At 64.3% G+C, this 23,922-nt stretch carries 22 protein-coding genes; 2 read left to right on the top strand and 20 right to left on the bottom strand.

What is annotated here, in order from left to right:
- Window positions 1-2: 2 nt before the first annotated feature.
- From GVL61_RS10245 to cpaB, 8 genes are read right to left on the bottom strand one after another with little or no spacing between them, the layout of a single operon-like run.
- Window positions 3-1,826, bottom strand: a complete 1,824-nt coding sequence (locus GVL61_RS10245; RefSeq protein ID WP_235037616.1) for a pilus assembly protein TadG-related protein — start codon at window positions 1,824-1,826, stop codon at window positions 3-5.
- Window positions 1,823-2,515, bottom strand: coding sequence for a tetratricopeptide repeat protein (locus GVL61_RS10240; protein WP_200844738.1), 693 nt, complete (start codon window positions 2,513-2,515; stop codon window positions 1,823-1,825). Before GVL61_RS10240 ends, GVL61_RS10245 begins: the two co-directional genes overlap by 4 nt.
- Complete coding sequence (locus tag GVL61_RS10235; protein ID WP_159979597.1) at window positions 2,512-3,414, bottom strand: type II secretion system F family protein; 903 nt, start codon at window positions 3,412-3,414, stop codon at window positions 2,512-2,514. Before GVL61_RS10235 ends, GVL61_RS10240 begins: the two co-directional genes overlap by 4 nt.
- A complete protein-coding gene (locus GVL61_RS10230; protein WP_159979595.1) occupies window positions 3,414-4,316 on the bottom strand; it encodes a type II secretion system F family protein in 903 nt (300 codons plus the stop codon). Before GVL61_RS10230 ends, GVL61_RS10235 begins: the two co-directional genes overlap by 1 nt.
- Entirely contained in the window at window positions 4,310-5,686 is a 1,377-nt protein-coding gene (locus tag GVL61_RS10225) for a CpaF family protein (RefSeq protein ID WP_159979593.1), read from the bottom strand. Before GVL61_RS10225 ends, GVL61_RS10230 begins: the two co-directional genes overlap by 7 nt.
- Entirely contained in the window at window positions 5,683-6,849 is a 1,167-nt protein-coding gene (locus GVL61_RS10220) for a histidine kinase (RefSeq protein WP_159979591.1), read from the bottom strand. Before GVL61_RS10220 ends, GVL61_RS10225 begins: the two co-directional genes overlap by 4 nt.
- 1 nt (window position 6,850) lies before the next feature.
- Window positions 6,851-8,059: a type II and III secretion system protein family protein gene (locus GVL61_RS10215; protein WP_235037615.1), complete on the bottom strand. Its 1,209-nt coding sequence runs from the start codon at window positions 8,057-8,059 to the stop codon at window positions 6,851-6,853.
- A gap of 8 nt (window positions 8,060-8,067) precedes the next feature.
- On the bottom strand, window positions 8,068-8,976 hold the full coding sequence (gene cpaB / locus GVL61_RS10210) for a Flp pilus assembly protein CpaB (protein WP_368667120.1): 909 nt from the start codon (window positions 8,974-8,976) through the stop codon (window positions 8,068-8,070).
- A gap of 674 nt (window positions 8,977-9,650) precedes the next feature.
- On the opposite strand from cpaB, the gene GVL61_RS10205 reads away from it, so the two are divergent.
- Window positions 9,651-10,790 carry a hypothetical protein gene (locus tag GVL61_RS10205; protein WP_235037614.1) on the top strand — a complete coding sequence of 380 codons (1,140 nt, stop codon included), beginning with the start codon at window positions 9,651-9,653 and terminating at the stop codon, window positions 10,788-10,790.
- Between the two features lie 60 nt (window positions 10,791-10,850).
- On the opposite strand, the gene GVL61_RS10200 is transcribed toward GVL61_RS10205, so the two are convergent.
- From GVL61_RS10200 to GVL61_RS10145, 12 genes are all read right to left on the bottom strand, one after another.
- A complete protein-coding gene (locus GVL61_RS10200) occupies window positions 10,851-11,711 on the bottom strand; it encodes a sensor histidine kinase (protein WP_159979585.1) in 861 nt (286 codons plus the stop codon).
- The gene (locus GVL61_RS10195; RefSeq protein WP_159979583.1) at window positions 11,711-12,124 is read right to left on the bottom strand and encodes a response regulator; all 414 of its coding nucleotides are present in this window, start codon (window positions 12,122-12,124) and stop codon (window positions 11,711-11,713) included. Before GVL61_RS10195 ends, GVL61_RS10200 begins: the two co-directional genes overlap by 1 nt.
- Window positions 12,125-12,273: 149 nt before the next feature.
- Window positions 12,274-12,489: a hypothetical protein gene (locus tag GVL61_RS10190; protein ID WP_159979581.1), complete on the bottom strand. Its 216-nt coding sequence runs from the start codon at window positions 12,487-12,489 to the stop codon at window positions 12,274-12,276.
- A gap of 171 nt (window positions 12,490-12,660) precedes the next feature.
- A complete protein-coding gene (locus GVL61_RS24770) occupies window positions 12,661-14,001 on the bottom strand; it encodes a hypothetical protein (RefSeq protein ID WP_200844737.1) in 1,341 nt (446 codons plus the stop codon).
- A gap of 1,036 nt (window positions 14,002-15,037) precedes the next feature.
- Window positions 15,038-16,054, bottom strand: coding sequence for a ParB/RepB/Spo0J family partition protein (locus tag GVL61_RS10180; RefSeq protein ID WP_159979579.1), 1,017 nt, complete (start codon window positions 16,052-16,054; stop codon window positions 15,038-15,040).
- Between the two features lie 141 nt (window positions 16,055-16,195).
- The gene (locus tag GVL61_RS10175) at window positions 16,196-17,419 is read right to left on the bottom strand and encodes an autotransporter domain-containing protein (RefSeq protein ID WP_235037613.1); all 1,224 of its coding nucleotides are present in this window, start codon (window positions 17,417-17,419) and stop codon (window positions 16,196-16,198) included.
- 30 nt (window positions 17,420-17,449) lie between these two features.
- Window positions 17,450-17,665, bottom strand: coding sequence for a hypothetical protein (locus tag GVL61_RS10170; protein WP_159979577.1), 216 nt, complete (start codon window positions 17,663-17,665; stop codon window positions 17,450-17,452).
- 51 nt (window positions 17,666-17,716) lie between these two features.
- A complete protein-coding gene (locus GVL61_RS10165) occupies window positions 17,717-18,241 on the bottom strand; it encodes a prepilin peptidase (protein ID WP_159979575.1) in 525 nt (174 codons plus the stop codon).
- Window positions 18,242-18,269: 28 nt separating this feature from the next.
- Entirely contained in the window at window positions 18,270-18,830 is a 561-nt protein-coding gene (locus tag GVL61_RS10160; RefSeq protein ID WP_159979573.1) for a 2OG-Fe(II) oxygenase, read from the bottom strand.
- Between the two features lie 55 nt (window positions 18,831-18,885).
- A complete protein-coding gene (locus tag GVL61_RS10155; RefSeq protein WP_159979571.1) occupies window positions 18,886-20,592 on the bottom strand; it encodes a ShlB/FhaC/HecB family hemolysin secretion/activation protein in 1,707 nt (568 codons plus the stop codon).
- Window positions 20,593-20,962: 370 nt separating this feature from the next.
- Window positions 20,963-21,796, bottom strand: coding sequence for an S-formylglutathione hydrolase (gene fghA / locus GVL61_RS10150; protein ID WP_159979569.1), 834 nt, complete (start codon window positions 21,794-21,796; stop codon window positions 20,963-20,965).
- Window positions 21,796-22,908: an S-(hydroxymethyl)glutathione dehydrogenase/class III alcohol dehydrogenase gene (locus GVL61_RS10145; protein ID WP_159979567.1), complete on the bottom strand. Its 1,113-nt coding sequence runs from the start codon at window positions 22,906-22,908 to the stop codon at window positions 21,796-21,798. The genes fghA and GVL61_RS10145 overlap by 1 nt, the downstream gene beginning before the upstream one ends.
- Window positions 22,909-23,007: 99 nt before the next feature.
- On the opposite strand from GVL61_RS10145, the gene GVL61_RS10140 reads away from it, so the two are divergent.
- Window positions 23,008-23,895, top strand: coding sequence for a LysR family transcriptional regulator (locus GVL61_RS10140; RefSeq protein WP_200844735.1), 888 nt, complete (start codon window positions 23,008-23,010; stop codon window positions 23,893-23,895).
- The last annotated feature ends 27 nt before the right edge of the window (window positions 23,896-23,922 follow it).

The raw sequence follows: 23,922 nt of genomic DNA, 5'->3' as shown, positions 1-23,922 counted from the left end.
CTTTAGATCAGCACCGGCACACCGCACCGCGCGCCGCTTACCCAGACCGTGGCGTGGCCCAGTTCGACACCAAGCGCGGCCAGGATGTTGTCCAGCAAGGGGTCGACGGTGCCGCCAAGCACGCCGCCGACCGTGTTCACCACGCTCAGGACATTCGAAACGGCCTGCGTATCCGTGCCGAGACAGATCAGCGGCGTGACGCAGGTCCTGAGCTGCAAATCTCTCGTCAAACCCTGCACGGTCGCTCCGACCTGCAACTTGTTGCCTACAACCACTCCGCCCCCGAAAGAGATCGGCTTGGCAGGATCGAAGGTCTGGTTCGGCGCAGGCACGAATGAAACGTTGTTATTGCTCGCACCAATTACAGGCTGCACTATGGCTTTGCCTTGGACCGAAACCAGTCCAATTCCCAGAAGACTCGTTCCAAGTATATCCGTATACGCGAAGTCTGAACTCTTGAGTATTGGTACAGGTTTAGTCATTGCATTTGCGTTAACGAGCCTGCCAAGATAAACATTCACAAGGCCGGAATTTGCAGCCAAAGTGACTGTAGTTTGCTTGTTCTGTTCAGTTTTACCCGCACAATCAATTTTGGAGATGGTTGCCTGCGCCGCATCCACGTCAATGACCAGCGGCACCTCCGCTTTCGCACCCACGACATTCAGCAAATTCAGGTTCACCACCTGCACATCCACCTGGAGTCGCAGCATGGAAGTACCGACCGTCGTTTCTCCGGCAGGTCCGAAGGCAAAGCGCGGGCGGTCCGCCAGTCCGGTGCCGACCGCCCTGATCGCCACCGTGCTGTTGGGCACGACGAGGCTGACAAGGTCCGATGCATCGATCGCGCCGGGGCCGCCCTGCACGGCATAGGAGATCAGCTGATAGGCATTGAGCCCGGCGCGCAGGCCCGGCCGCACTTCGGTCCCGCCGACCGGCATGTTCTTCCACACGCCCAACCCGAACAGTCCGGCAAGAGGCACACGGTATCCATTGCCCGCCGCTGCGCCGAACGTGCGCAGGGCAGTGGCAGTGGCCGCAGCGGTGACGGTATTGCCGGCATAAGTCGCATCGGCCGCGGCATAGGCGATGTCCTGAATGCCGTAGGTGCCCTGGGTAAGCTGCTGGTACGTCCCGCTCTGGCCTGCGCGCTTCGCGAGCGCGTCGAAGAAACGGCCGGCGTCGACATTGCCGCCCATCAGCGCCTCGATATCGGCGGTGGACAGCCGCAGCTTGATACCCAGCAGAGCACCCAGCAGGTCGTTGACCGAATTGACCAGCGTATTGGTGACGGTCAGCAGGCCCGAGGTAACGGCAATCCCGGCCTCGTCGACGCGTGCGGCACTAGCCGTCGCACCAAGTTGGGGGATCGGGCTGGCCCCGCCCAATGTACCTGAAAGAAACTGCCGGCTCGCTTTGCCGGTGGTCAGGCGTACCGCATTGTTGACCGAGCTGCCGGGGCAGTTGGCGACGTCCGCCGACCCCGCAGCGACGAAGCGCGAGCCTGAGGCGCGGCTGATATTGGCGCAATAATAGCCGACCTCGACCTTCTTCAGAACGGAAGCGTCGTAGCCATTGCGCGTCAGGTAATCGACCGCACGGGACTGAGCCTGCGTAGGGTCCATGGCGGCGGCAAGCGCGGCCGCCTCGGTGGCGGAACGCAAGTCGCGGTTGCCCGAATAGTAAAGCGCAACATCGAGCGCCAGGCCCGCTGCCGCCAGCAGCGAAACGCCCAGCACCGCGATCATCGGTCCGACAACACCGCTGTCGTCGCGCCCGAGTTCGCGCAGTGGGCGCAGGCGCCGCTTCCGGGGGAACCCCTCGGTCATGACCCCAGCGACAGGCTGCCGCTGCCTGCCACCGCAAGGCGTGCCGCCTCACCCGCGATCTGCTGGCGCAGCCGCGCCTTTTCCCGGGTGTCAGCAACCTGCGAAAGCAGACCATCGGCCTCGGCCAGCCTGCCGGTGACGGTCAGGGCCAGCATCAGATTGTTGCGCACAACGGCATCGTCGGGCGCAAGGTCGTGAGCGCCCCGCAGGGTCTCCACCGCCTGCGCCGACTGGCCGGCGCGAAGCCAGGCATAGCCTAGCGCATTGGCGATGAAGGCATCCGTAGGACTGACCTGCAAGGCTGCAGCATATTGCAACGCCGCCTGCTTCCAGTTGCCCTCAGCGGCAAAGACGTGACCCCGCATCGCCTGCGCCGAACCGCTACGGTCGCTGGACGGAATACGCGACAAGGCAGTGCGCGCCGCCGCAACCTGGCCCAGATCGAGCAGGCAGTTGACGCGCAGCAATTGCGCCTCGCGGTCGTCGGGATGCTGGCGGTCGAAATCGTCGAGGTAAGCAATCGCGGCGCGGGGGCGGCCATCGGTCCGGGCCTGCCGGATGAGCGAGATGTAGAGGCTCCGCGTCGATCCTTCCTGGGTCCCCTGCGCCGATGCCTCCGCCGCCATCGCAGGAGCAGCGCCCGCCATCGGCAGGGACATGGCCATTGTAAGCAAGGCAAAGCGCTTCATCGCCCGGTACTCCGCAAGGTGTCGAGAATGGCGGCAACCGGCGGTCCGGCCAGGACGATGAACAGCGCCGGCATGAAGAAGACTAGCATCAGCACCACCATGCGCACGGTGATCTTGCCGATCTGCTCGCGCGCACGGGCGACCCGTCGCTGCGAGAATTCGCGGATGAATTCGCGCAAGGCCGGAACCAGTTCCATGCCCTGGAACAGCGACTGCCGGAACAGCGCCGCCAGTTCGCGCGACCCCTGCACTCCCACGCGCGTGGCCCAGCGGTCGAAAGCGACCTGATAGTCCTGCCCGCGATCCAGATCCTCGACCAGCATCGCCACCAGCCGCGAATGATTGGGAACTGCCACCCGCTCGTCGCGGGCGATCCCTCGAAAGCACTGGTCAAGCGATACGCCGCTTTCCAGCATCATCATCATGAGGTCGAGGAGGAAGGGGAACTCGGAGGTCAAGACCTGTTCGCGGCCATTGGCGCGCATGTAGAGCACGTATTTCGCACCGATATAGGTAAGACCCGTCAGTGCGAACGTCGGAAACATGCCTTTCGCAAAGCTGCCGGTGATCGCCCAGCACGTCAGCATGGTTGTTACAGCAACGGCCACCGCAGCAGCGAGACGCAGCCACACGAAAGCATCGAGCGCACTCGGTTCGAAGTATCCGGCGCTGCGCAGCTTCTGTTCGATCTCGCTCCGATCGCGGCCTCGTGCGCTGAAAATCTGCGGCAGGCGCGGCGCCGAACGGCTCCGTCCGACAGCGCTTCCCGCGCGCTCCGCTTGTCCATCGATCCGGGCACCCAGGCGGGCATCGACCTGCAGCCAGCGCAAACCCGCCACCGCGAGCACGAGGCCGCCCACGGCCACTGCGAACAGGAAAAAGGCGAGTAACCCCTGCATCAGAAGGAGAGCCTCAGCATGCGGCGAATGATGAGGATGCCCGACACTTCCAGAACGATCGCCACCATCGACATCGTGTGACCGCGCGGATCGTGGATGAAGAACTGGATGTAGTTGCGGTTCATCGCCACCAGCATCACTATGCAAAGCAGCGGCATGCCGATCAGCACTTTTGCGCTGACCCTGGCTTCCGACGTGGCAGCGGAAAGTTCGCGGCGAATGCGGATACGCTCGCGCAGGATATTCGCGAGGTTGTTGAAAACCGTCGCGATCGAGCCGCCATACCGCAAGTTTGTGCGGATCGCGGCCGCGAGCATCGAAACTTCAGGCACTTGCAGGCGATCGGCCAACTGCTGCAGGCTCTCGGCGACCGGTGCGCCCATCGCCAGCTTTCGCGTCGTCTGCGCGAAATAGCTTCTGATTGCATCGGGCGAATCCGCAAGCGCGCGTTCCAGCGCCTGCGACAGCGAATTGCCCACCGACTGCAGCTGGCGCACGCCGTCGAGGTAAAGCGGCATCGCATCCGTCAGCGCTTCGACCCGCTTGCGCGCGCGGCCCTGCAGCCAGGACAGCGCCATCATCGGGAGCCCCACCAGAGCCGCCAGGGCAAGCGCCGGGCCGGCGACCAGCAGCAGGATCAGCGCCAGAAACAGCCCTACCCCGATAATCATCTGCAGGGCGGGAACGGTCAGCTCGATCTGCGCCTGCGCCAGCAGCGGTGCGATCCGTTCGGGCACGGTGACGGCCATGATCTGGCGCACCGGCGCAGTCCCCGGCGAAGAGATGGCCTCCAGCCGCCGGTCGAGCGTCACGCGGCCCCGCGCGCGCTCGGAGAACCAGCTATAGGCCATAACGCCCAGCAGCAGGAACGCCAGCAACAGATAGGCGACGCCCTTCACCATGCAGCGCCGTCCTTCCCATTGCCGGCAGCGCTCGCTGCAGGCGGGGCGTAATCGCGCAGACGGCCGGCGTGATAGGGGCGGGGCGACAGCGTGCGGAACAGACCCTCGCCGGACAGCGGCGGATGCTCTTCGAAGTGGAACAGTTCGTTGAGGGTATAGGCCTCGCCCTCGACGCCGGTAACCTCCGCGATCGAGGTGATGCGGCGCGAACCGTTCGACAGGCGCTGGATGTTGACGATGACGTGGATGGAATTGGCGACGAAGCGGCGCACCGCGCGCACGTCGTTCTGCGCACCGGCAAAGCCCAGCAGCATCTCGATGCGCGAAAGCGCATCGCGGGGGGTATTAGCGTGCAGCGTGGCCATCGAACCATCATGGCCGGTCGACATCGCCTGCAGCATTTCCACCGCCTCGACGCCGCGGACTTCGCCCAGAATGATCCGGTCGGGGCGCATACGCAGGGCGTTACGCACGAGGTCGCGGGCACTGACTTCGCGGCTGCCGTCGACATTGGGCGGGCGTGTTTCAAGCCGCACAACATGGTCCTGCCGCAGCTGGAGTTCCGCCGCATCCTCGATGGTGACGAGGCGTTCGGAGTTGCTGATGCAGCTCGACAGGACGTTGAGCAGGGTGGACTTGCCGGCGCCGGTGCCGCCGCAGATCAGGATGTTCAGGCGCGATCGCACGGCAGCCGTGAGGAACGCCGCCATCGCCTGACTCATCGACCCGCTATTCACGCAGTCCTCGACGCTCAGCGCCTGGAGACGAAACTTGCGGATCGACACCAGCGGCCCGTCGAGCGCGATCGGGGGGATGACGATGTTGACCCGGGAACCATCCGGCAGGCGCGCGTCGACATAAGGCGTCGCCTCATCCACGCGGCGGCCGATCGGCCCAACGATACGCTGGATGATGTTCATCAGGTGCGCATCGTCGCGAAAACGTGTTTCGACGCGCTGCAGGACCCCGGCGCGTTCGGCGTAGATCGTATTGGCACCGTTGACGATGATGTCGTCGACGCTGGCATCGCGCAGCAGCGGTGCCAGCGGGCCGAGGCCGACCACCTCGTCCTCGACATCCTCGACCAGCAGCAACCGCTCGGCGCTGTTGAGCGCAAGCTGGCCGCGCCGGCTGCGGCTGTTGATGACCTGTTCGATCTCGGCGCGCAGGGTGCGCTTGTCGAGCGCCTCGGCAGTAGCGCCCTGCGCTTCGAGCTGCTCGATCACCTGACGGCAGGTCTGCGCCTTCACCGCCTGGTAGCTGTCGCTCATTCTTTGAGCTGACGGCTGAGCGATAGGCCCCTTGCGCTTGGCGTCGGCGTCTCCCGGGTTGCGACCCTCGGGCTCGAATTCGTTGGTCAGCAGACTCATGCGGTGCGCTCCACCGACCGCAGGATAGCCTTGCGCATCTTGTCGATGCCGAAGTTGTTGCTCTTCGTCGGCGCGGAGATGCCGCAGGCGCGGCGGATAGCCTGCGCATAAGGACCGCCGTCGCGCTCGATCATCATCGGTCGCCCGGCGTTAAGGGCATTGCGCATGCGGACCCGGTCAGTGGGCACGCCCAGCATCGTGTCGATATCCAGCGCATCGGCCATGCGCCGGCCGTCAAGCAGGATGCGCGGATCGTAATCCCATACCAGCAGCCGCAGGCGCTGCGCGCTGGCGGTGTCGATCGCGACGCGGTCCAGCAGGCGGCGGCAGGAGTCCAGCTCGCGGATCGACTGGCTGCAAACCACCTCGATGCTCTGTGCCTGCGAGGCGAGTTCGCGCAACAGGCCGCCGTTGCGCAGCGACCCGCCGCAGAGCACGACATGCGCGCAGCTGGCCCGCAGCAATTGCACCAGCCCGACGATGTCGGACGGGCCGATGCCCACCGGCTCTGCGCCGGTGCCGCCGTCGAGCGTCAGCACGGTCAACCCGCTGCGTTCATGACGCGCCAGAGCGTCACCCAGCAGGCTGGCGTCCATGCGATCGATATCGGTGATGGCGGAGGCGAGGCCGTAGTCCACCTTGAGGTCGAGATAGGCTTCCGCCGTGCTGGACGGCAGGGTGCAGTCGATCAGCAGGGTCGGCGGACCGTCGAGGCTGTGCGCCAGCGCCATGTCGGTGGCGAGCATGGCGGTCGCGTCGCGGTCGGTGCCGAGCACCAGCGTCAACCGGCCAAGGCGGCCCTGGCTGGCGAGCGCGGAGTTGAGCACGCGCGAAAGGATTTCGCTCACTTCGGCGGCGACAGCCCCGCGCGGCATCACGTCCGTTGCGCCGGAACGGATCGCCTGAAGGACGTGCACCGCGTACATGTCCTCGGTGGCGAGCACCACGGCGCGGCCGGGAGCGGCCTGTGCGACCTCGCCGATAACCGACGCCATCGAGCGTTCGGCGGGGATCGAGGCATGGTCGATGACGACAATGCCGGGGCCGTCGAACGTCGCATCGTCGAGCGACTGCGCCATGTCGACCGTGACATGCGCGCCCATCGCGTCGGTGATGCGCTGGGCCAGCGCGCGGTCGATCGAGAGAAGATGGATACGAACCATGTCAGCGCCTCACCACGCCAAAGGACTTCACGGCCTGTTCCACGCCGTCGTTGCCCACGATCATCTGCCCAACGCCCGGATCGAGCGTCTTCATGGTATCCGCCAGTATCGGGCGCACGGCTTCCGGCTCCACCAGACGCGGCGTGGCGACTATGATCAGCTCCTGCCGTTCCTTCTGGTTCTGCTGGCGCTTGAAGAAGGCCCCCAGCACCGGAATGTCGCCCAGGAACGGCACCTTGTCCTTGGTGACCGAGGAATTGGCGTAGTTGAGCCCGGCGATCACGAAGCTCTGCCCGCTACCCAGTTCGACCGTCGTCTTGGCCGAGCGATTGCGGAAGCCCGGCACCACGTAACCCTGAAGCTGTACACCATTGTTGTAATCCAGCTCGCTGACCTCGGGCTCGATCTCAAGGACGATATTGTTCTCGGAGAGAACGAAGGGCCTGACCTTCAGGCTTACGCCGAACTTCTTGTACTCGATCGAAATCGAATTGCCCGTGCCGCCATTGGACTGCGGAATCGGAACCGGAACCTCGCCGCCAGCCAGAAACTCAGCCTGCGCTCCAGACCGTACCAGCAGCGTGGGCTGGGCAAGAAGCTGCGATAGCCCGTTGGTCGACAGCGCGCTCAGAACGGCGCCGATGCCCCGGTTCGGGGCCGAGAGGAACAGGTTGAAGGCGCTCTGGATCGGCGCCGAGGCGTCTACGGACAGGCCCGATCCGCCGCCGCCGAAGCTGTACGATTTCAGGCTGCTGGGCGAAACCACCGCGCCCTGCAAATCGCCGGACAGCTTGGAAAAGCTGAAACCAAGCGCCTTGAGCGTGGAGGACGACACCGCAGCGAACTGGAGGTCCACCGCGACCACCTTCTCGCCCGCCCGCAGTGGGCCCGAGCCATTGGAGAAGGAGGGAGGCGCCGGGTCGACCTGGATCTGGCCTTCCTCGATCAACGACCCATCCGGCGCATAGACGCTGAGCGTCGCCTGCCCGGCGCCGAGGCCGGTGATACGAAGCGAACGGGTTGACGGCGCGGAAACCGAGATCACATTCTCACGGCTAACCTCGACGCGCCCGATCGAGCGAGAGAAGGACAGCGTGCGGGCTTCATCAACTTGCAGCGCGCGCTGTTCCTGCGCGGCCGCGACGCTTGGCGCCAGCACGGCAGGCACTGTCAGCGCGAGGAGCCCCGCAACGATAGGGCCTTTTGCCATCAAGACCTTCATTGCGAACCACTCCCGGAATAGATGACTTCGCGATTGCCGCCCACGACCAGTTCGATCGCATGCGGGCCACGAGCACGGCGCGGGGCCGGCGCGGCGGGAGGCGCTGCCAGACGTTGCGCTGCCATCATGGCGGGCGCAGGCGCGGCAACCGCGGCGCGCGGCGTGGGTTCAGGCGAACTTGCGATCTGTGCGGAGTCTACCTCCTGCGCATCCTCGGGATTGCGCAGAGAAAGGTAGAGTGCGCCGGTGCTCTTCGCGAGCGACAGCTCGGAAACCTGCTGGGGAGACAGCGCCAGCGTGACCGTACGTGCCGGCGCGGGCGTCGTCGCGGAAACCGTGTCGACCACCCCTTCCTTCACCGGAGTGCCCAGCACCAGGTCGCCCACCGCCAGGACCGACACCAGCTGAAGCAGGGTCCTGGCACGGCTGCGGCCATTGCCCCGCGCGCCGCTGATCGCATCCTCGCCGGGATAGACCACCTGCACGTCCACCTTGTCGCCAGGGCGGACCATGCCGGCGACGGCGATTTCCGCCGTCGTGTCGATGCTGATCGCCCGCATTCCCACCGGCACGCGGATCGCCAGCTTGCTTTCCTGCTGCAGCGCCTCGCGCGGGATCAGGGTGTTGGCTGCGATGTCGCGCGTCGCGACCCGGCCGATAACCTCGGCGGGCGTCGCCGCCGCCGGGAACTTCACCGGATCGAAAGCAGTGTTGCGGATCATGTCGGCCGTGATCGTCTCGCCGATCTTCACGGCGCGGGTAGTCGTCGCCAGAACGATACCGGTAGCTTCAACGGGCTTGCCGGCGAGCACGCTCACCGGGCTGGCCTTCGTAGCCGATGATCTGCCAAGTTCGCGAACACCGAGGAAACCGAACGTGGCGGCTGCCACAAGTCCGACTCCCATCGTGAGTTTCGCTCTCGAACCCAGGCGCATGCAATTCCCCTTTGCCATTGCGCTTACGCAAACCGGAAACGCTGCCCCTGCGCCCCGAAATTTCGCCGAACCGTTCCTTGCCGGGACAGGTTCGTCTTGATGTATGAATGATAGCGCGCCTCGGATTCTCGTGGTCATTGAGAAGAAGCCGATGCGAAGGCATCCGTGGGACAACGGGTTTATACGCAGTATTCGGCCACACCCGCCGGTTGCATGCCCCCCATGCAACCCCCGCGCGAACTCAGGCCCACAGGCACTTGAGCGGCTTGCCAGTCACCTTCGTTTCGGTTCTTTTCGTGACTTGCCTCAAGTACCAAGGCAATAAGAAGTACGGCCTGTGCAATGCCGTCGTCTGAAAACAGGGCTCGTGGGATCGGACCTCGTTTTCCGTGGATTCGCAGCGTCTTTTCCTCGACTCGACCCAGTTTTGCGCATCGTCATCGGGAGCCAATCGACCGTTCGTGGCTTGTCGCACGACTGGCGCAATTGGTGTGCCGAGAAAGAGGAAGCGCGGGAATGATCAAATCAGCGGACCAATATAGGCCTGACTACCCCACACCGATTGCTGCACGCAGGAGTGCAAGCTCATAATTCCTTACTCGCAACGCACCCGGCCGGTTCGCGTCTGGGAGGACGGCACGCGGATGTACCCAGCCGCGATTGCGCTCTGTGCGCTGATCCTTGGCCTTACCGCAGCCCAAGGCCCTGGTGCCGGCGTATTGAGCGCGGCTGCTGCGGGCGGCCTTTTCGTACTGCACCGGACCGCGCTGGCTCTGGGGGTGACAGCAATGCTTACCGCCGGCCTGTTCTTCGTACCCGGCGCGATGCATTCGGCCTCCTATTGGGCTGACGTCCTGCTGGCAGCCACGGCGGCAGTCTTTCCCCGCCGGCTGGCCCCCGCGTTCCTGCAGGCTTCACGCTGGGCCTGGCTGCTCGCCATGGCGTTCGGCTGCATTGGACTGTCCCTGCATTTCATCCTGTCCGGCATCGCCGCTGACATCGCGGTGGTCTTCGCCTCGCTATGCGCGGCCTTGGTAGGCGCAGGGATCGCCCGCCATCTTGCCGTGGTGGACGCGCGCCTGCTGGCGTGGGGCGACGGCGGCCTCGTGGAAGTAACCCGCGACCTGTTGCTGGGCCGCATCACCAGCGGCATGCTGCACGACCTTGCCCAGCCGCTGAACGTCATCTCGATGGCCAATGCCAACATGGATTACATCATCGGCCGCCTCGATATCGACGACGAGAATCGCCAGCAGTTGCAGGAGCGGGTCAAGCGGATCGCCGCGCATACCGAAGGGGCGGCCGCCATCCTCAGCCTGTTCCGCTGGTTCGGCCGCGACGGGCATGACGGCGACGGCGAGCTTACGGTGCGCAGCGCACTGGAACGAGCCGTTGCCGCCACGAAGTCCAGCATGCGCCATCATGGTGTGTCGATCCACCTGCGCGGCAACGCGCTGGACCACCTGGTGCCCGCGCAGCATGGCGCGCTGGAGATGATGGCGGTAGCGGCGCTGCTCAGCGCCTTCGCGAGCTTCGTGGATTGCAATGGCAAGAAGCTTCGCGGCGACGTACTGCTACACGCGTCGATGTCCCCGGCTCATGTCGTGGTGACAGTGGAAGGCACGGACAGCGACGGCAAGCCCTTACCCAGCCATCGGATCGATGAAGCCACGCTTTGGCTGGTGGAGCAGGTCGCGCGCGACGCAGCGAGCGATTTCCGCTGTCTGGTGCGCAATCGTCAGCCGGTGCAATTCATCATCCGGTTGGGACGCGACGATATCTGAAGCTGAAGCGGGGTACTGGCGGTAACCTGCCGCCTCGTCCTCGTCGGCCCAGAGATATGTTCAGCCGCCCAGCGGCAGTTCGATCTCGACGCGGGCGCCTTCGATTTCGCCAGGCATCAGACTGACGGAGCCGCCGGCCTTCTCCAACACCTGCCGGCAGATGTGCAGACCGAGGCCGGTGCCGACGCGCGGCTTGGTAGTGAAGAACGGTTGAAACACCGCCTGCGCCGTATCGCCCGAAAGGCCCGCCCCGTTATCGGAAACGACGCAGCGCACCGCCCCACCTTGCAGTGCGATGCGGATCGCAATGTGCCCGCTGCCCTGCCAGCCTTCCTCTCGCCGTCCTTCGATGCTCTCGGCGGCGTTGCGCAGGATGTTTACAAAGACCTGCTCGGCCTCGACCTGGCAAAGGCCCACGATTGCGTGAGCATGCGCACCGCGGTCGTCGATCTCGATGTCGGCAGTTTCGAACAGGGGCCGCAGGAATTCCACGGCGTTGCTGACGGCGAGGCCGATGTCGGCACTCACCGCGCCCCGGCTGTTGCCTGAGGCATAGGCCAAGGTGCGGTCGATTATGGTCTGTGCCCGTTCAACCTGCTGCGCTATGCGCGCGATCGCCTTGTCCAACTGCGATTTCGTGATGTCGCAGCGGCCCAGCATCATGCGCAGGTTCTCGTTCGCGACCGAGATCGAGAACAATGGCTGGCGCAGTTCATGCGCCAATGCGGAAGACTGTTCCCCAAGGTCGGCAAGGCGGGACTTTGCAGCGATCGTTTCGAACATCTGGCGCGCGTCGCTGATGTCTATGCCGCCACATACAGCCTGTGCCGCAGCGTCCTCCACCGGACGGCACTTCTGTTTCATGGGTGTGCACCGCGTCCAGTTCTCGATGTCGCGCTGGGTGATCTCGTTCGGTTTCATCAGCAACCGACTCCCTGCTGCGGCGAATTTTCAAGCTCGCCCAGCATATCGCGCAAGACGCCGATCAGGACCTGCGGCTGGACGGGTTTGGTCAGAACCATGTGATCGGGCATTTGCTGCGTCGAATCCTGAAGTAACGGGTCACCGGTGATGAAAAGATAGTTGAAAGGGCGCTGGCAAAGCACGGCATGATCGCGAATGCGCGATACGATTGTAAGCCCGGATTCCCGGCCCAACCGAACATCGCACGCAAGCACGCGAATAGCGGGGTTCGCCTCGAGCGCAACCATCGCCTCGTCGAGATCGGACACTCCGACTGCGGGAATGCCGTGCATGTCCATGAACGTCAGCAGCTCTTCGACGATTTCCCTGACATCGTCGATCAGCAATATGAGAGCCTGTTTGCTCTGCATGCGCCCGCCTTCTCTAATATCTCCCACCGCACCGCCTTCATTCTGTGCGGTGCTAGTTAACATCACTTAGGTTCTTTTTTGTTTCCAAATCCATAACGATCTACCGTTATTTCCACAAAGCTTTTGCGTATTGCAAAAAACGTTGCAGATCAGGCACAGCTGCGGCAGCCGCCGCCTGCTGGCAGACGCTGCGCCAGATGCTGCCAACCCATGGCCGGCCGCAGGGCCGCAGGTTCGGCGCGGCGCTCCAGCAGGTCGAGCGCGCCGGAGATCATGGCTACTGCGGTCAGCGATTCTTCGTCGTCGAGCAGATCGAGCGACATGCGCAGAAGGTCGCGGGCTTGGCGTGAGGCTTCAGTCGACATGGTATTCTCCTTTTTCATTCCCTCGGGAAATGCCATCCCCGCATTTCGAGAGGCGTAGAGGGAGTGGCCCACGGCAGGGCCACCCCCTCCTCCCGCCTCGTCTTCCGAGGTCGGGCTACAGCGTGTCCGACCTGGGGGAGGGCAACAGGGCGGCGGACACGCCGACCTCGATCAGTTGCCCGCTCTGCCCCCCAACAGGCCGGTCAGGGGCGAGAGCAGCGAACCAGTGCCGGACGAACCACCAGTTGTTCCGCCCAGCAGCCCGCCGACGATACCCGTCACCGGAGCCAGGACGGTCCCTGCCGCGTTACTTCCGCCAGCACCCGTCAGCAGGCCTCCGACCGCGCCGGTGACCGGCGCGAGGACCGTTCCTGCACCCGCGCCGCCACCGGCTCCGCCGAGCAGGCCGCTCACCACACCAGTTACCGGAGCGAGCACCGTTCCCGCACCCGCGCCGCCACCGGCTCCGCCGAGCAGACCGCTCACCACACCCGTTACCGGGGCGAGAACCGTTCCTGCGCCCGCGCCGCCGCCGGCTCCGCCGAGAAGGCCGCTCACCACACCCGTTACCGGAGCGAGGATCGTTCCTGCGCCCGCGCCGCCGCCGGCTCCGCCGAGCAGGCCGCTCACCACACCCGTTACCGGAGCGAGCACGGACCCAGCGCTTCCTCCCGATCCAACGCCGCCGGCCACTTGGCCGAGGGTCCCGTTGACCACGTCGAGCAGGGGCGATGCCACACCCTCGACCACACCGGTCACCGGAGCGAGAACCGGAGCCAGACCATTCGTCACTTGCGTAACCCCGGCACCGACCTGCTGACCAAGAAGCGATCCGGCAAGGTTGCCCACCGGGGCCAGACCCTGCGCAACGCCCGCCGCCGTCGTCGGTAGCGTCACGTCGAGCACATTGCCGTTGGCAAGCACGTCAGCCGTCACCAGCTGCCCCGAAACCAGCCCCGGATTATCCGAGAGCACGTTGACACCGGCAAGCGTACCGCTGGTGCTGGGGCCGGTCAGGACATTGTTGCCAAGGTCCAGTCCAACGAGCGGGCCGGTATACGTTGGCACCGTTCCGCCGCCGCCGACAGGCAGGTTGCCGGTGATGCCACCGATCAGACCGCCGAGCTGCCCCGTTACCGGTGCCAGCAGGCCGTTCTGTCCGATTACCGGGGCGAGCACGGTATCGACCGTTGCAAGCAGCGGCGTCGTCACCTGGCTGACGGTCGAGGTCACAACCGCCACCGTGGGCGAAAGGCCGTCGGTGATCTGCGTGACGGCCCCGCCGACCTGGCTGCCCAGCAACGCACCGGCAAGCGAGCCGACCGGAGCAAGCGCTTCCTGCGTCTGCGCCGTCGTCGTCGGCAGGGCTACATTCACCAGGCTGCCGTCACCAGTCAGGACATCGACCGCGATACCGCCGCCGTTGCTCGTGGAGGTGCCCGGAGTGACGTTGACGTCAATCAGCGTTCCGGGGCCACTCGGACCGAGGATCGGATTGCCGCCGATAGTCACGCCAGCGACTGTGCCGGTGATGCTCGACGGACCAGTGGGTCCGGTTGGGCCGGTTGGACCCGTCGGGCCCCCAGGACCTGTTGGGCCAGTGGGGCCGGTCGGGCCGCTCGGGCCCGAGGGACCTCCAGGACCGGTTGGACCATCAGGACCAGTCGGACCGCTGGGGCCCGAGGGACCTCCAGGACCGGTCGGGCCATCGGGACCAGTCGGACCGCTGGGACCCGAGGGACCTCCAGGACCGGTCGGGCCATCGGGACCAGTCGGGCCGCTGGGGCCTGAGGGACCTCCAGGACCGGTCGGGCCAGCGGGGCCAGTCGGACCGCTGGGGCCCGATGGACCTCCTGGGCCAGTGGGGCCAGTTGGACCTGTCGGGCCGGCAGGACCCGTGGGCCCGGAAGGATCAGTCGGACCTGTCGGACCTGTCGGGCCGCTGGGACCCGAAGGCCCGCTCGGACCCGAAGGACCGCTCGGACCTGACGGGTCGGTCGGTCCAGTAGGACCGGATGGACCGCTGGGCCCAGTCGGGCCGCTGGGGCCGGACGGATCGGTTGGGCCTGTGGGACCGGACGGACCCGACGGCGTGCCGCCGCCGCCGGCACCGACGCGGAAGCCGACGCCGTCGGCGCAAGCGCCCAGAAGAAGAAGCGGAATAGCCGTCGCGCAAAGCAGGATATGCCTTGTCGTCTGGCGCGGTTTATTACGCGGCATTGTGTTGTCCTCCATGAAATGCCCTGTGCGATGACGGTTAGGCACAGTCCGGAGGCAAGATCGCGTTCAGAAAAAGCCGCTACGGCAACGCAAAGCTCAGGAACGGAATGTCTCGATCAGAGATTCCGAAAAGCACCGGCTTTAGCCGGAAAATGAGCCTCCTGAAGCGCAAGACGGCACGCAAGCCCCCCCTGCAAGGCGGGAGAAACCCGAAAACCGAACCGGCCCGCGAGCAAGTGGAGACTTGCGCACGGGCCGGGTAATAGAGCCGGATTGAAAGTGATTTATCGCCGGACCGCGTCCTTCGGAGCGGCTGAACGGCTAGCGGTCAGTCGACAGCCGCGTCTTCGTCCGCGGCGAGTCGCGCACGGCTATCGAGGATCGCCGCCCGCAGGGCTGCGAGGATGCGGTCAAGGTCGGCATCCTCTGCGATCGCCAACTCAACGGCCAGCCCATCGCGGCCCGGCTTGATTCGGCCTACCCGGTCCTCTCCCACCACCACCTGCATATCCTGCGTGCGCGCCGAGCCGCCTTCCATCGCCGCCTGCTTGAGACGGGTGAGAACGGTGGCTGCCGGGATCATCCGATCCCCCGCAGCAGCCAGGCGCTGCTGCTCCTGCCCGACACTACGCGCAGCGACGAGCAGGCGCTCACGCTGTTCGGGCCGGCGCAGCAGCGGGGTCAGCACTTCTGAATGACGCACTCGCAGTTCCTCGCGCGTGGCGAAAGCATCGACGACCTCGTCCGGCATCTGCGCCAGCGACAGCAAGCGGCTGAGCTGGCTGTTGGACAGATTAAGTGCCTCAGCCATGCGCGACTGCACGCCACCGTAGAAACGATCCACAGCGCCTTGGTAGCTGCGCGCACGGTCCAGCTCGGTAATGTCCTGGCGTTCGCGGTTCTCAATGTCCGCAAGCCGGAACGCCTCTTCATCACTCAGGTCCACGACCATCGCGTTGAGGCGGATTTCCGGCCGGCCATTGTGATTGAGCCAGTTGACGGAAAAGCGCCTGCGGCTGCCAACGAGCAGCTCGTAAGGAAGCTCCGATCCTGGCGGATTATTGCGCACCAGAACCGGAATGCGATTACCGTCCTCCTGCGCGATAGATTCAATCAGAGAACGGCAACTATCTGCCGAAAGGCCCGGAACGTCGCGCGGATTACCGTCCCAGACGCTGCAGTCTCCCGGTCGGATCGAAATCGCCGTGCGCCGCCCATTGCCCTGGACAAAACCTGCAAGCCGTTGATCCAGCCGTGAAAGTTCAGCGCCTTCCACGCGTGAAGCCTCGACCGGATCAGGCTCATAGGAAAGCGTGGTGAGAATATCCCGTACAAAACCACCCATCGCGCGCCCCTAGTTTCATGTTGCTTGCACGAATAGATAGCGGAAGCTGAATCGAAGCGCCGCGCGGACTATGTTCGGATCGGCTCTATCATGGGTCCGATCTCGCCGTTTCGCGCAGACGACTGCGTGATGAACGCCCCATCAGAACCGCCGGCTGGCGGTGACCGCGAACCCATGCACGTGCCGGTCGTTGGCGAACTCACCTGAATACGAGAAGCGAACGGCCGTGCGTTCACCATGCACCGCGGTCAGGCTGGCCCCGACAACCGCCGTATCGCGATCATAGCGCCATGACGGCAGGGTGAAGATCGGCGTTCCGCCATTGACGAACACTGCCTCGATCCGGCTTTCCGGCCGCGAGCGCAGTTCACGCTGCCATTGCCCTTCGACACTCGGCCGAAGCGTCCAGCTTCCATTGTGCAGCGCGGTGGACACACGCATACCCAGGCTGCTGCGAACGGACTCAGACTTGAATTTGGCGACGGCCAGCGATGCCGCGCCGCCGCTCTCCACTATGCCGCCAAGGTCGGCATAGCGGTATTGTAGCCCGGCGAAAGGTTGCGCCCGAAGGACGCCGAGCTGCAGGATGCCACCAGCCTCGACCGAAGCTGCGGCGTTATCGCCATTCGCTCCGGCCTGCAGCTGATCGTTGAAACCATTGTAGGAGACCTGACGGCGTAGCTGGTACCAGCTACGGGTATATCCGGCGGTCGCGTCCACATAAAAGCGGCCATTGGTATAGCTGGCGTAAGGGGTGACGCCAGCATTGAACATCGTGCTGCGCGGCCGCTGGCTACGATCGAGCGCGGTGTCGAGACCGTCGATGCCGATCGAGGCACCCACGATCAGGCCCGGGACGGGCGAAACGTCGAAGCCTACACGCACCGAGCGACTGTCCGAATTCGCGGCTGGACGGTCTATCCGCGCCTTATACTTTCCTTGCCGCAAGCCATAGCTGCCCATAACGGAAATGGTCCGATCGCCGCTCACAGGCACATCGGCGGAGGCATCAAGCGCCATTTCGCGGCGCTGCTGCAGGTAGCCGCGGATCTCGCGGTCGGTCGCATCCATGGACTGGATCGAAAGACGCGGCATCAGGCGGTAGTTGCGCGGGCTCAACTGCCCCAGCGCATCCGCACGGGCGGCAGTATCGGGCAGCGCATCGATAGCGCCGAGCATCGCTGCATAAGGGCTGGTAGCCGGGCTGGTTACGGTATCGAGCGCTCCGGCGACGGCAGCTTCTCCGGGCGTGGTCGCATCTGGTCCATAAGTCTGGGCAAGCGCGGCAGGGCCGCAAAGCGCCGCCAGGGACGCCATGATACCGACCGAAAGCCGGGCTGCCGAAACGGACAGGGTCTGCCGCAAGTTCTCTTCCTCCACTGACGTAACGAGGCTCTAGCTCACCTCGTAATTGCCCTGAGGGTGACGCCGCGATCGCTGGCTGACCAGTTGAACCGGCATCGAATCGGCGCCATCAAAGCCGCCATCGCAACCACTGACGTTGCGTACCTGAGCGAGCTTTTTTCGCAGGTTTTCGGGTATTTTGAGGTCCATTGCCGACCAGTTGCGCGAAACCGAGCCGCCACAGGCGCCCGTTTCGAACCCCTTCAATGGTTCTGCCCATTATGGCTGCAACACTCGAATTAATGTACTTCCACACTGTCAGGCGACGAAGGTGCAGGCCGCCGCCGCAAGGCCGTCGAAGCGCGGGATCAGGACACACAGCGCGCCCACTACGATCGCCAGGCCATAAGGAACCGTGTCCGCGCGAATGAAACAGAACACCCGGTTCAACAGCTTGAGGGCGATTGCAACCAGCGCCCCGGTCAGGACGGTGACCGCGAACATTGCGGGCATGTCCGATGCAGGCACCCAAAGCAAAAGGGCAGCAAGGAGCTTCACATCACCGCCCCCCAGCAGCCGGAACAAGAACAGCAAAGCCAGAGGCAAGCCCACCAGCACGGCGATCGCCATGCGCCACGCGAAGTCAGGCAAGCCCGACCAGCCCGCTTCGCCCACTGCGAAGAGCAGACCAAGGACGGCTATGGCGATGCAAAGGCTGTTGGGTATCCGCCGGCGCCCAAGATCCGAATGGATCACCGCGCCGGAGAGCAGCAAAAGGCCCAGCGCTGCGGCAGCGGCAAGCCAGGGCAGCACCGGGAAGTTGACGATTGCTTGGTTGTGCATGGAGATGCCTGTCGCGAGAGCTGTTGCCTCAGCGCCAGTTGGGACCTTCGATCCAGGTCACCAGGCTGCGGCGCAGGCCATCGGTGACAGGCAGCACCCGGTGCTGCAGGAACGACGGGAATATCAGCATACTGCCACGCCCGCCGAAAGTAGGTCCAGGGTTCTGGATGCCGAAGAACTCGAACTCGCCGCCCTTGTATTCATCCGGCGAGGAGAGCTGCACCACGACAGAGAGCTTACGGGCATAAGGTCGCGGTGATTCCAACCAAACGTCCTGATGCCAATCGTAATGGCCCTTGTTCGTTGCCCGGTATTCAGTGAACTGCAACTCGAATGGCGCCTCCACATCGACGCCGAAGTTGGTGCGGTTGGAGCAGCGGACGAAATCCATGACGCGCCCGACAATGTCTTTCTCCCGCGAAGTATCGAACCAACGAATCGTCGAAGTGCGATAGCCCTTGTCACTACGCAGCGCGTCCGAAAAACCGATCGTCGCCTCTGCGGGCGGGTAATGTTCGGCGCGCGCAACGATCGCGTCACACTCAGCCGTAGTCAGTGCGTCGGGCCAGACTTCCCAGATGTTCTGCATAGTGATTTCCTGTTTTCCGCCGCAAGTGGGTTTTGCGTGTACGCAAAACGGGCGATCAGAGCGTGCGAGACACGCTGAAGAAAAAGCGGGTTTTTTCGCTAATCCCTGCAAATGCCTTCTTGACAGGTACTGCAACTTGTGCCGATCCAGTCCAGCCCTTTATTGGAGTGATTCGCACTCCCCCACCTGCTGATGCCAACGAATAGTCTCGACTTGGCAATCCATACAGCGGGCGCGCATAGGAATGCGCCAAAGCGCCATCCGCATAAGCGAAGACGGTCAAGCCGCGTGGATCGGTTGTCCCGCCCAGTACTCGCCAGGACAGCTCCGCACCGCCCGTCGCAGCTTTATCGGCCGTCAGGAATCCATCACGAAAAGCAAGGCCCGCACCTTCACCGCCAAGAACGACGCGCTCCGTCGTTGGCAAGCGGTCGCTGCTATATTGCCCGCGCACTGTGGCCTTGGCAGCTATCGACGGGCTGAGTTGCTTGACGAACGTGGTCTGCAGGTTGGCCTTGCGGTAGGAAGGTGTCGAATAGCCCTCAATCTCGCGCGCACCCAGGGCGTTGAAGCCCTGGCTAAGGCTGAGCGAAACGCCGTAACCGCTGGTGTCGCCAATCGAAGACCAGTTTGCGCCAAGTCGTAGCGCGCGGGTGCGAAACCCCCCGAAGGCAGTATCGAGATAATAATTGGTGCTGTTGGTCCCGTCGAACGACGCGGTCAGCGTCAGGTTGCGCTTGTAGGAACGGATCAGTGGATGGGCCACGACGATGCCCAACTGCCTGGCGTCACCCTTGATGCCGAGGTCTCGGGTCCGCGTACGCACGTAAGCACCGCTCAGACCAACCGTGGTTCCGGCGGAACCGACCGGGGTCGCGTGACTGGCGGAGTAGAACTGATAACGGCTCGGCTGGAACGGGACGTAGCCCGACAGCCGCGTAGTATCGCCTTCGCGCAGCAGCCCGTTGAGCGAGACGGCAAGCTGCGCCTGCGCGCCCGAAGTGACGTTGACGACACCGCGGTTGTTGAGGTTGAGCGTCACATCTACCTGCTTACGCTTCACGTCGAGATCGAGCGCGAGTTCGCCCGGCGTCGTCGTGGTGCGAAGGTTCGCCTGCACCGTCTGGCCGGGAATGTCGCGCAGCAGTGAAAGCGTGCGTTCGATCGTCGATTTGTGGGTGGGCGTGTCACGCATCAGCCGCTTGACCTGCGCATCGATCAGGCGCTTGGGCGTGCTGCTGGACTCGCTGGCCAGCTTGTATTCGACAATGCGCCCTTCTACCACGCGCACCACCAACACGCCGCCCGCTGCCGACTGTGCCGGAATGCTCACTGCATAGAAGGCAATATCGCTCTTGGCATAGGCGGCGCTGATCGCGTTCGCCAGCTTCTGGAGCATGTCGCGATCGAGCGGCGATCCGACGAAAGGCCGCGTTGCCTCGTCCAGCGTTTCGCTCGCCAGGGTCGCGCCTTCGTAGCGGACCTGGGTAAGCGCGACTTGCACCGGGGCCGCTACTTCGACGCGGGCCGGGGCCGATGGCAGTTGCACCTCAGGCCCCGTGCGCGGGATGGCCGGACCGGCGCGGTCAAGGCGGTCACGGTCGATCGTGGGCGACTGGCTGATAGCAGGAGGATTGCCCTGCGCGAAGGCGTTCACGCCCGTCAACGCCAGCAGGGCTCCCATGCCGAGCAGCGCGCAGCGAAACCCACGGCGTCCGCTTGCTCCTGCCGTTCGATCCTTGTTGTCCGAAGTTGCCCGCATGATGTGTGGCTGCCCGCCTGACCCTCAATCCGTCGATGGCGGCGAAATGCCTCCACCATTCAGATTACGGATGCGCAGGCGGCGATCACGTTCAATTGCAGCCGCTCCGGCCCTATCGCATTCGGCACCCCGGAAAGCGGTATTGCAAACGCGGAATAAGGTAGGGTTTCGTCCGCAAACGGCAGTCAGCAGACGATGTAACCCGCAGTTTTCCGTATTTTTACCCCAGTCCGCAGCCCCCTATTCCCGGACCGAGACAGACGGTGATCCAATCGGATCGGTTGCGATCCCTTGCGCAAAATTGCGTATCGAACCCGCTTTCAGGCGCTACATTAGGTGTCAGACAGCTTCTCCGCGGCCCATCGAAGGATCAGGCTTTAAGGCGCGATGCATGCCAGGCGATGTGATCCGACATGAAGGTGGAGATGAAGTAATAGGAGTGGTCGTAACCCTCCTGCATACGGATGGTCGCGGGCTGGCCCGCTTTCTCGCAAGCCTCCGCCAGAAGCTGCGTCCTGAGCTGGCCTTCGAGGAAGCTATCCGCCGTCCCCTGATCGATCAACAAGTCCGGCAGGCGGGCGCCGTCTTCGATCAGCGCGCAGGCGTCGTATTCGCGCCAGGCAGCGCGATCCGCGCCGATATAGCCCGTCAGCGCCTTGTCGCCCCAAGGACAATTCAGCGGCGAAACGATCGGCGAGAATGCGCTGACCGAGCGGAAGATGCCGGGATTGCGCAGTGCGATCGTCAGCGCGCCGTGCCCGCCCATCGAGTGGCCGGTGATCCCCTGCCGGCCCGTGTCGACCGGGAATTGCGCATCGACCAGCGCGGGCAGCTCCCTCTCGATATAGGCGCGCATGCGGAAATTCGCCGCCCAGGGCTCTTGCGTGGCGTCGACGTAGAAGCCCGCTCCTTTGCCGAAGTCATAGGCTTCGTCGTCTGGCACATCATCGCCGCGCGGGGACGTATCCGGCGCAATGAAGATCACCCCGTGCTGCGCGCAGGCAGCGCGAAACTCGCCCTTTTCGGTGACATTGGCGTGGGTGCAGGTGAGCCCCGAAAGATACCACACCACCGGCAGCTTCGCGCCCGGCGCATGATCCGGCACGAAGACGGAGAAGGTCATCTCCGTCCCCGTCTCGGCGCTCTGGTGGCGATAGACGCCTTGCGTACCGCCGTGGGTGCGGTTGGTGGAAACGGTCTCCATCAGAAGACGACGACCGAACGGATGCTTTCGCCTGCATGCATCAGGTCGAAGCCCTTGTTGATCTCGTCCAGGCTGAGGACGTGGGTGATCATCGGGTCGATCTGGATCTTGCCGTTCATGTACCAGTCAACGATCTTGGGCACATCGGTGCGGCCCTTGGCGCCGCCGAACGCGCTGCCGCGCCAGTTACGGCCGGTGACGAGCTGGAACGGACGCGTGGCGATTTCCTTGCCCGCCTCGGCCACGCCGATCACGATCGAGGTGCCCCAGCCGCGATGGCAGGCTTCGAGCGCGGTGCGCATGACCTCGGTGTTGCCGGTGCAGTCGAAAGTGTAATCCGCACCGCCATCGGTCAGCGCCAGAACTTCGGCGATGACTTCTTCGCGGCTCTTGCCCTTGCCGTTGACGAAGGCGTCCATGCCGAAACGGCGCCCCCACTCTTCACGGTCAGGGTTGATGTCTACGCCGATGATCAGGCCCGCGCCCGCCATCTTCGCACCCTGGATCACGTTGAGGCCGATACCGCCCAGCCCGAAGATCACGACATTGTCGCCGACCTGCACCTTGGCGGTGTTCACCACGGCGCCCACGCCCGTAGTCACGCCGCAGCCGATGTAGCACGAAGTCTGGAATGGCGCGTCGGTGCGGATCTTGGCGACGGCGATTTCGGGCAGCACGATGAAGTTCGAGAAGGTCGAGCAGCCCATGTAGTGGAAGATCTGCTGGCCCTTGTAGCTGAAACGGCTGGTGCCGTCAGGCATCAGGCCCTTACCCTGCGTGGCGCGGATCGCAGTGCACAGGTTGGTCTTGCCCGAGAGGCACGACTTACACTGGCGGCATTCCGGCGTGTAGAGCGGAATCACGTGATCGTCCGGCGCCACGCTGGTAACGCCCGCGCCCACTTCGCGCACGATGCCAGCGCCTTCGTGGCCGAGGATGGAGGGGAAGATGCCCTCGCTGTCGAGGCCGTCGAGGGTATAGGCATCGGTGTGGCAGATGCCGGTCGCCATGATCTCGACCAGGACTTCGCCTTCGCGCGGACCTTCGAGGTCCACTTCGACGATCTCGAGCGGCTTTTTCGCTTCGAAGGCAACGGCGGCGCGGGTCTTCATCTGTGCAGTCTCCTGTCTATGCAGTGCCTTCTAGCGCCTTGCAGGATTGTCGTTAATGGGGTTCTTGGGAAAAGCATTATAACCGAGCGGAAAAAGTGCATGATTGGCGCCTGGGACGGCATCGAGGAATTCGTGACGGTGGCGAGGGCCGGCAGCTTCACTGCAGCCGCACGCAGCTTCGGCGCCTCTGTCACCCACATGAGCCGCGCCGTCAGCCGGCTTGAGGCGAAGCTGGGCAGCCAGTTGTTCCATCGCACCACCCGATCGCTGGGCCTGACCGAAGCCGGGCGCATCTTCTACGAAACCGGCAGCCGTCTGATCTCCGAGCGCGAGGACGCCATCGCCGCCGTCGCCGCGCAGGGAAGCCCGCGCGGCAATTTGCGCATCACCTGTTCCTACACCCTGGGCGAGCGTTTCATCGGCCCGATCCTGCGCGAATATGCGGGCGAGCACCCGGAGCTGTCGATCGCCTGCGACCTCGACAACGACGTGGTGGACCTGATCCGCGACGGTTACGACGTGGCCATCCGCACCGGGCATCTGGAGGATTCACGCCTCGTCGCCACCCGCGTCGCCTCGCGCGCGATGGTGACAGTGGCTGCACCGGCATACCTTGCCGCGCGCGGCATTCCCCAGCGCATCGCCGACCTCAAGGAGCACGACTGCCTCGTCGGCTCCTCTTCGACATGGCATTTCCAGCGCGGCGAGACGTTTCGCCCCGAAGGGCGCTGGCGCTGCAACAGCGGGACGATGGTGCTGGAAGCAGCGCTGGACGGGATGGGCATCTGCCAGTTGCCCGCCTTCTACACCGCCGCTCCCATCGCAGCCAGGCGATTGGAGGAAATACTCGCCCCCGAATGCCCCGATGACGAGCCGATATGGGCCGTATATCCGCGCCTCAAGCACCTGTCGCCCAAGGTCAGTTTGCTGGTCGCGCTGCTGCGGCGCCGGCTCCAGCCGCTGCTGGCAGGCACCGCGCCAGGGTAATTATCCCACATCTTTACGAATTGTGGA

The sequence above is a fragment of the Novosphingobium sp. 18050 genome (genome assembly GCF_902706195.1).
In the GTDB taxonomy this organism is placed as follows: domain Bacteria; phylum Pseudomonadota; class Alphaproteobacteria; order Sphingomonadales; family Sphingomonadaceae; genus Novosphingobium.
Note: the sequence above shows the minus strand (reverse complement) of the source record. Positions and strands in the feature narration are given on the sequence as shown.

Bases quoted from the DNA above. Each gene is read 5' to 3' on its own strand.
- GVL61_RS10230 (WP_159979595.1), bottom strand. From the start codon at position 4,316: ATGGTGAAGGGCGTCGCCTATCTGTTGCTGGCGTTCCTGCTGCTGGGC.
- GVL61_RS10245 (WP_235037616.1), bottom strand. From the start codon at position 1,826: ATGACCGAGGGGTTCCCCCGGAAGCGGCGCCTGCGCCCACTGCGCGAA.
- GVL61_RS10240 (WP_200844738.1), bottom strand. From the start codon at position 2,515: ATGAAGCGCTTTGCCTTGCTTACAATGGCCATGTCCCTGCCGATGGCG.
- fghA (WP_159979569.1), bottom strand. From the start codon at position 21,796: ATGGAGACCGTTTCCACCAACCGCACCCACGGCGGTACGCAAGGCGTC.
- GVL61_RS10235 (WP_159979597.1), bottom strand. From the start codon at position 3,414: ATGCAGGGGTTACTCGCCTTTTTCCTGTTCGCAGTGGCCGTGGGCGGC.
- GVL61_RS10160 (WP_159979573.1), bottom strand. From the start codon at position 18,830: ATGCAGAACATCTGGGAAGTCTGGCCCGACGCACTGACTACGGCTGAG.
- GVL61_RS10225 (WP_159979593.1), bottom strand. From the start codon at position 5,686: ATGAGTCTGCTGACCAACGAATTCGAGCCCGAGGGTCGCAACCCGGGA.
- GVL61_RS10200 (WP_159979585.1), bottom strand. From the start codon at position 11,711: ATGAAACCGAACGAGATCACCCAGCGCGACATCGAGAACTGGACGCGG.
- GVL61_RS10220 (WP_159979591.1), bottom strand. From the start codon at position 6,849: ATGGTTCGTATCCATCTTCTCTCGATCGACCGCGCGCTGGCCCAGCGC.
- GVL61_RS10140 (WP_200844735.1), top strand. From the start codon at position 23,008: ATGATTGGCGCCTGGGACGGCATCGAGGAATTCGTGACGGTGGCGAGG.
- GVL61_RS10195 (WP_159979583.1), bottom strand. From the start codon at position 12,124: ATGCAGAGCAAACAGGCTCTCATATTGCTGATCGACGATGTCAGGGAA.
- GVL61_RS10215 (WP_235037615.1), bottom strand. From the start codon at position 8,059: ATGGCAAAAGGCCCTATCGTTGCGGGGCTCCTCGCGCTGACAGTGCCT.
- GVL61_RS10165 (WP_159979575.1), bottom strand. From the start codon at position 18,241: ATGCACAACCAAGCAATCGTCAACTTCCCGGTGCTGCCCTGGCTTGCC.
- GVL61_RS10205 (WP_235037614.1), top strand. From the start codon at position 9,651: ATGTACCCAGCCGCGATTGCGCTCTGTGCGCTGATCCTTGGCCTTACC.
- GVL61_RS10180 (WP_159979579.1), bottom strand. From the start codon at position 16,054: ATGGGTGGTTTTGTACGGGATATTCTCACCACGCTTTCCTATGAGCCT.
- GVL61_RS10190 (WP_159979581.1), bottom strand. From the start codon at position 12,489: ATGTCGACTGAAGCCTCACGCCAAGCCCGCGACCTTCTGCGCATGTCG.
- cpaB (WP_368667120.1), bottom strand. From the start codon at position 8,976: ATGGGAGTCGGACTTGTGGCAGCCGCCACGTTCGGTTTCCTCGGTGTT.
- GVL61_RS10155 (WP_159979571.1), bottom strand. From the start codon at position 20,592: ATGCGGGCAACTTCGGACAACAAGGATCGAACGGCAGGAGCAAGCGGA.
- GVL61_RS10145 (WP_159979567.1), bottom strand. From the start codon at position 22,908: ATGAAGACCCGCGCCGCCGTTGCCTTCGAAGCGAAAAAGCCGCTCGAG.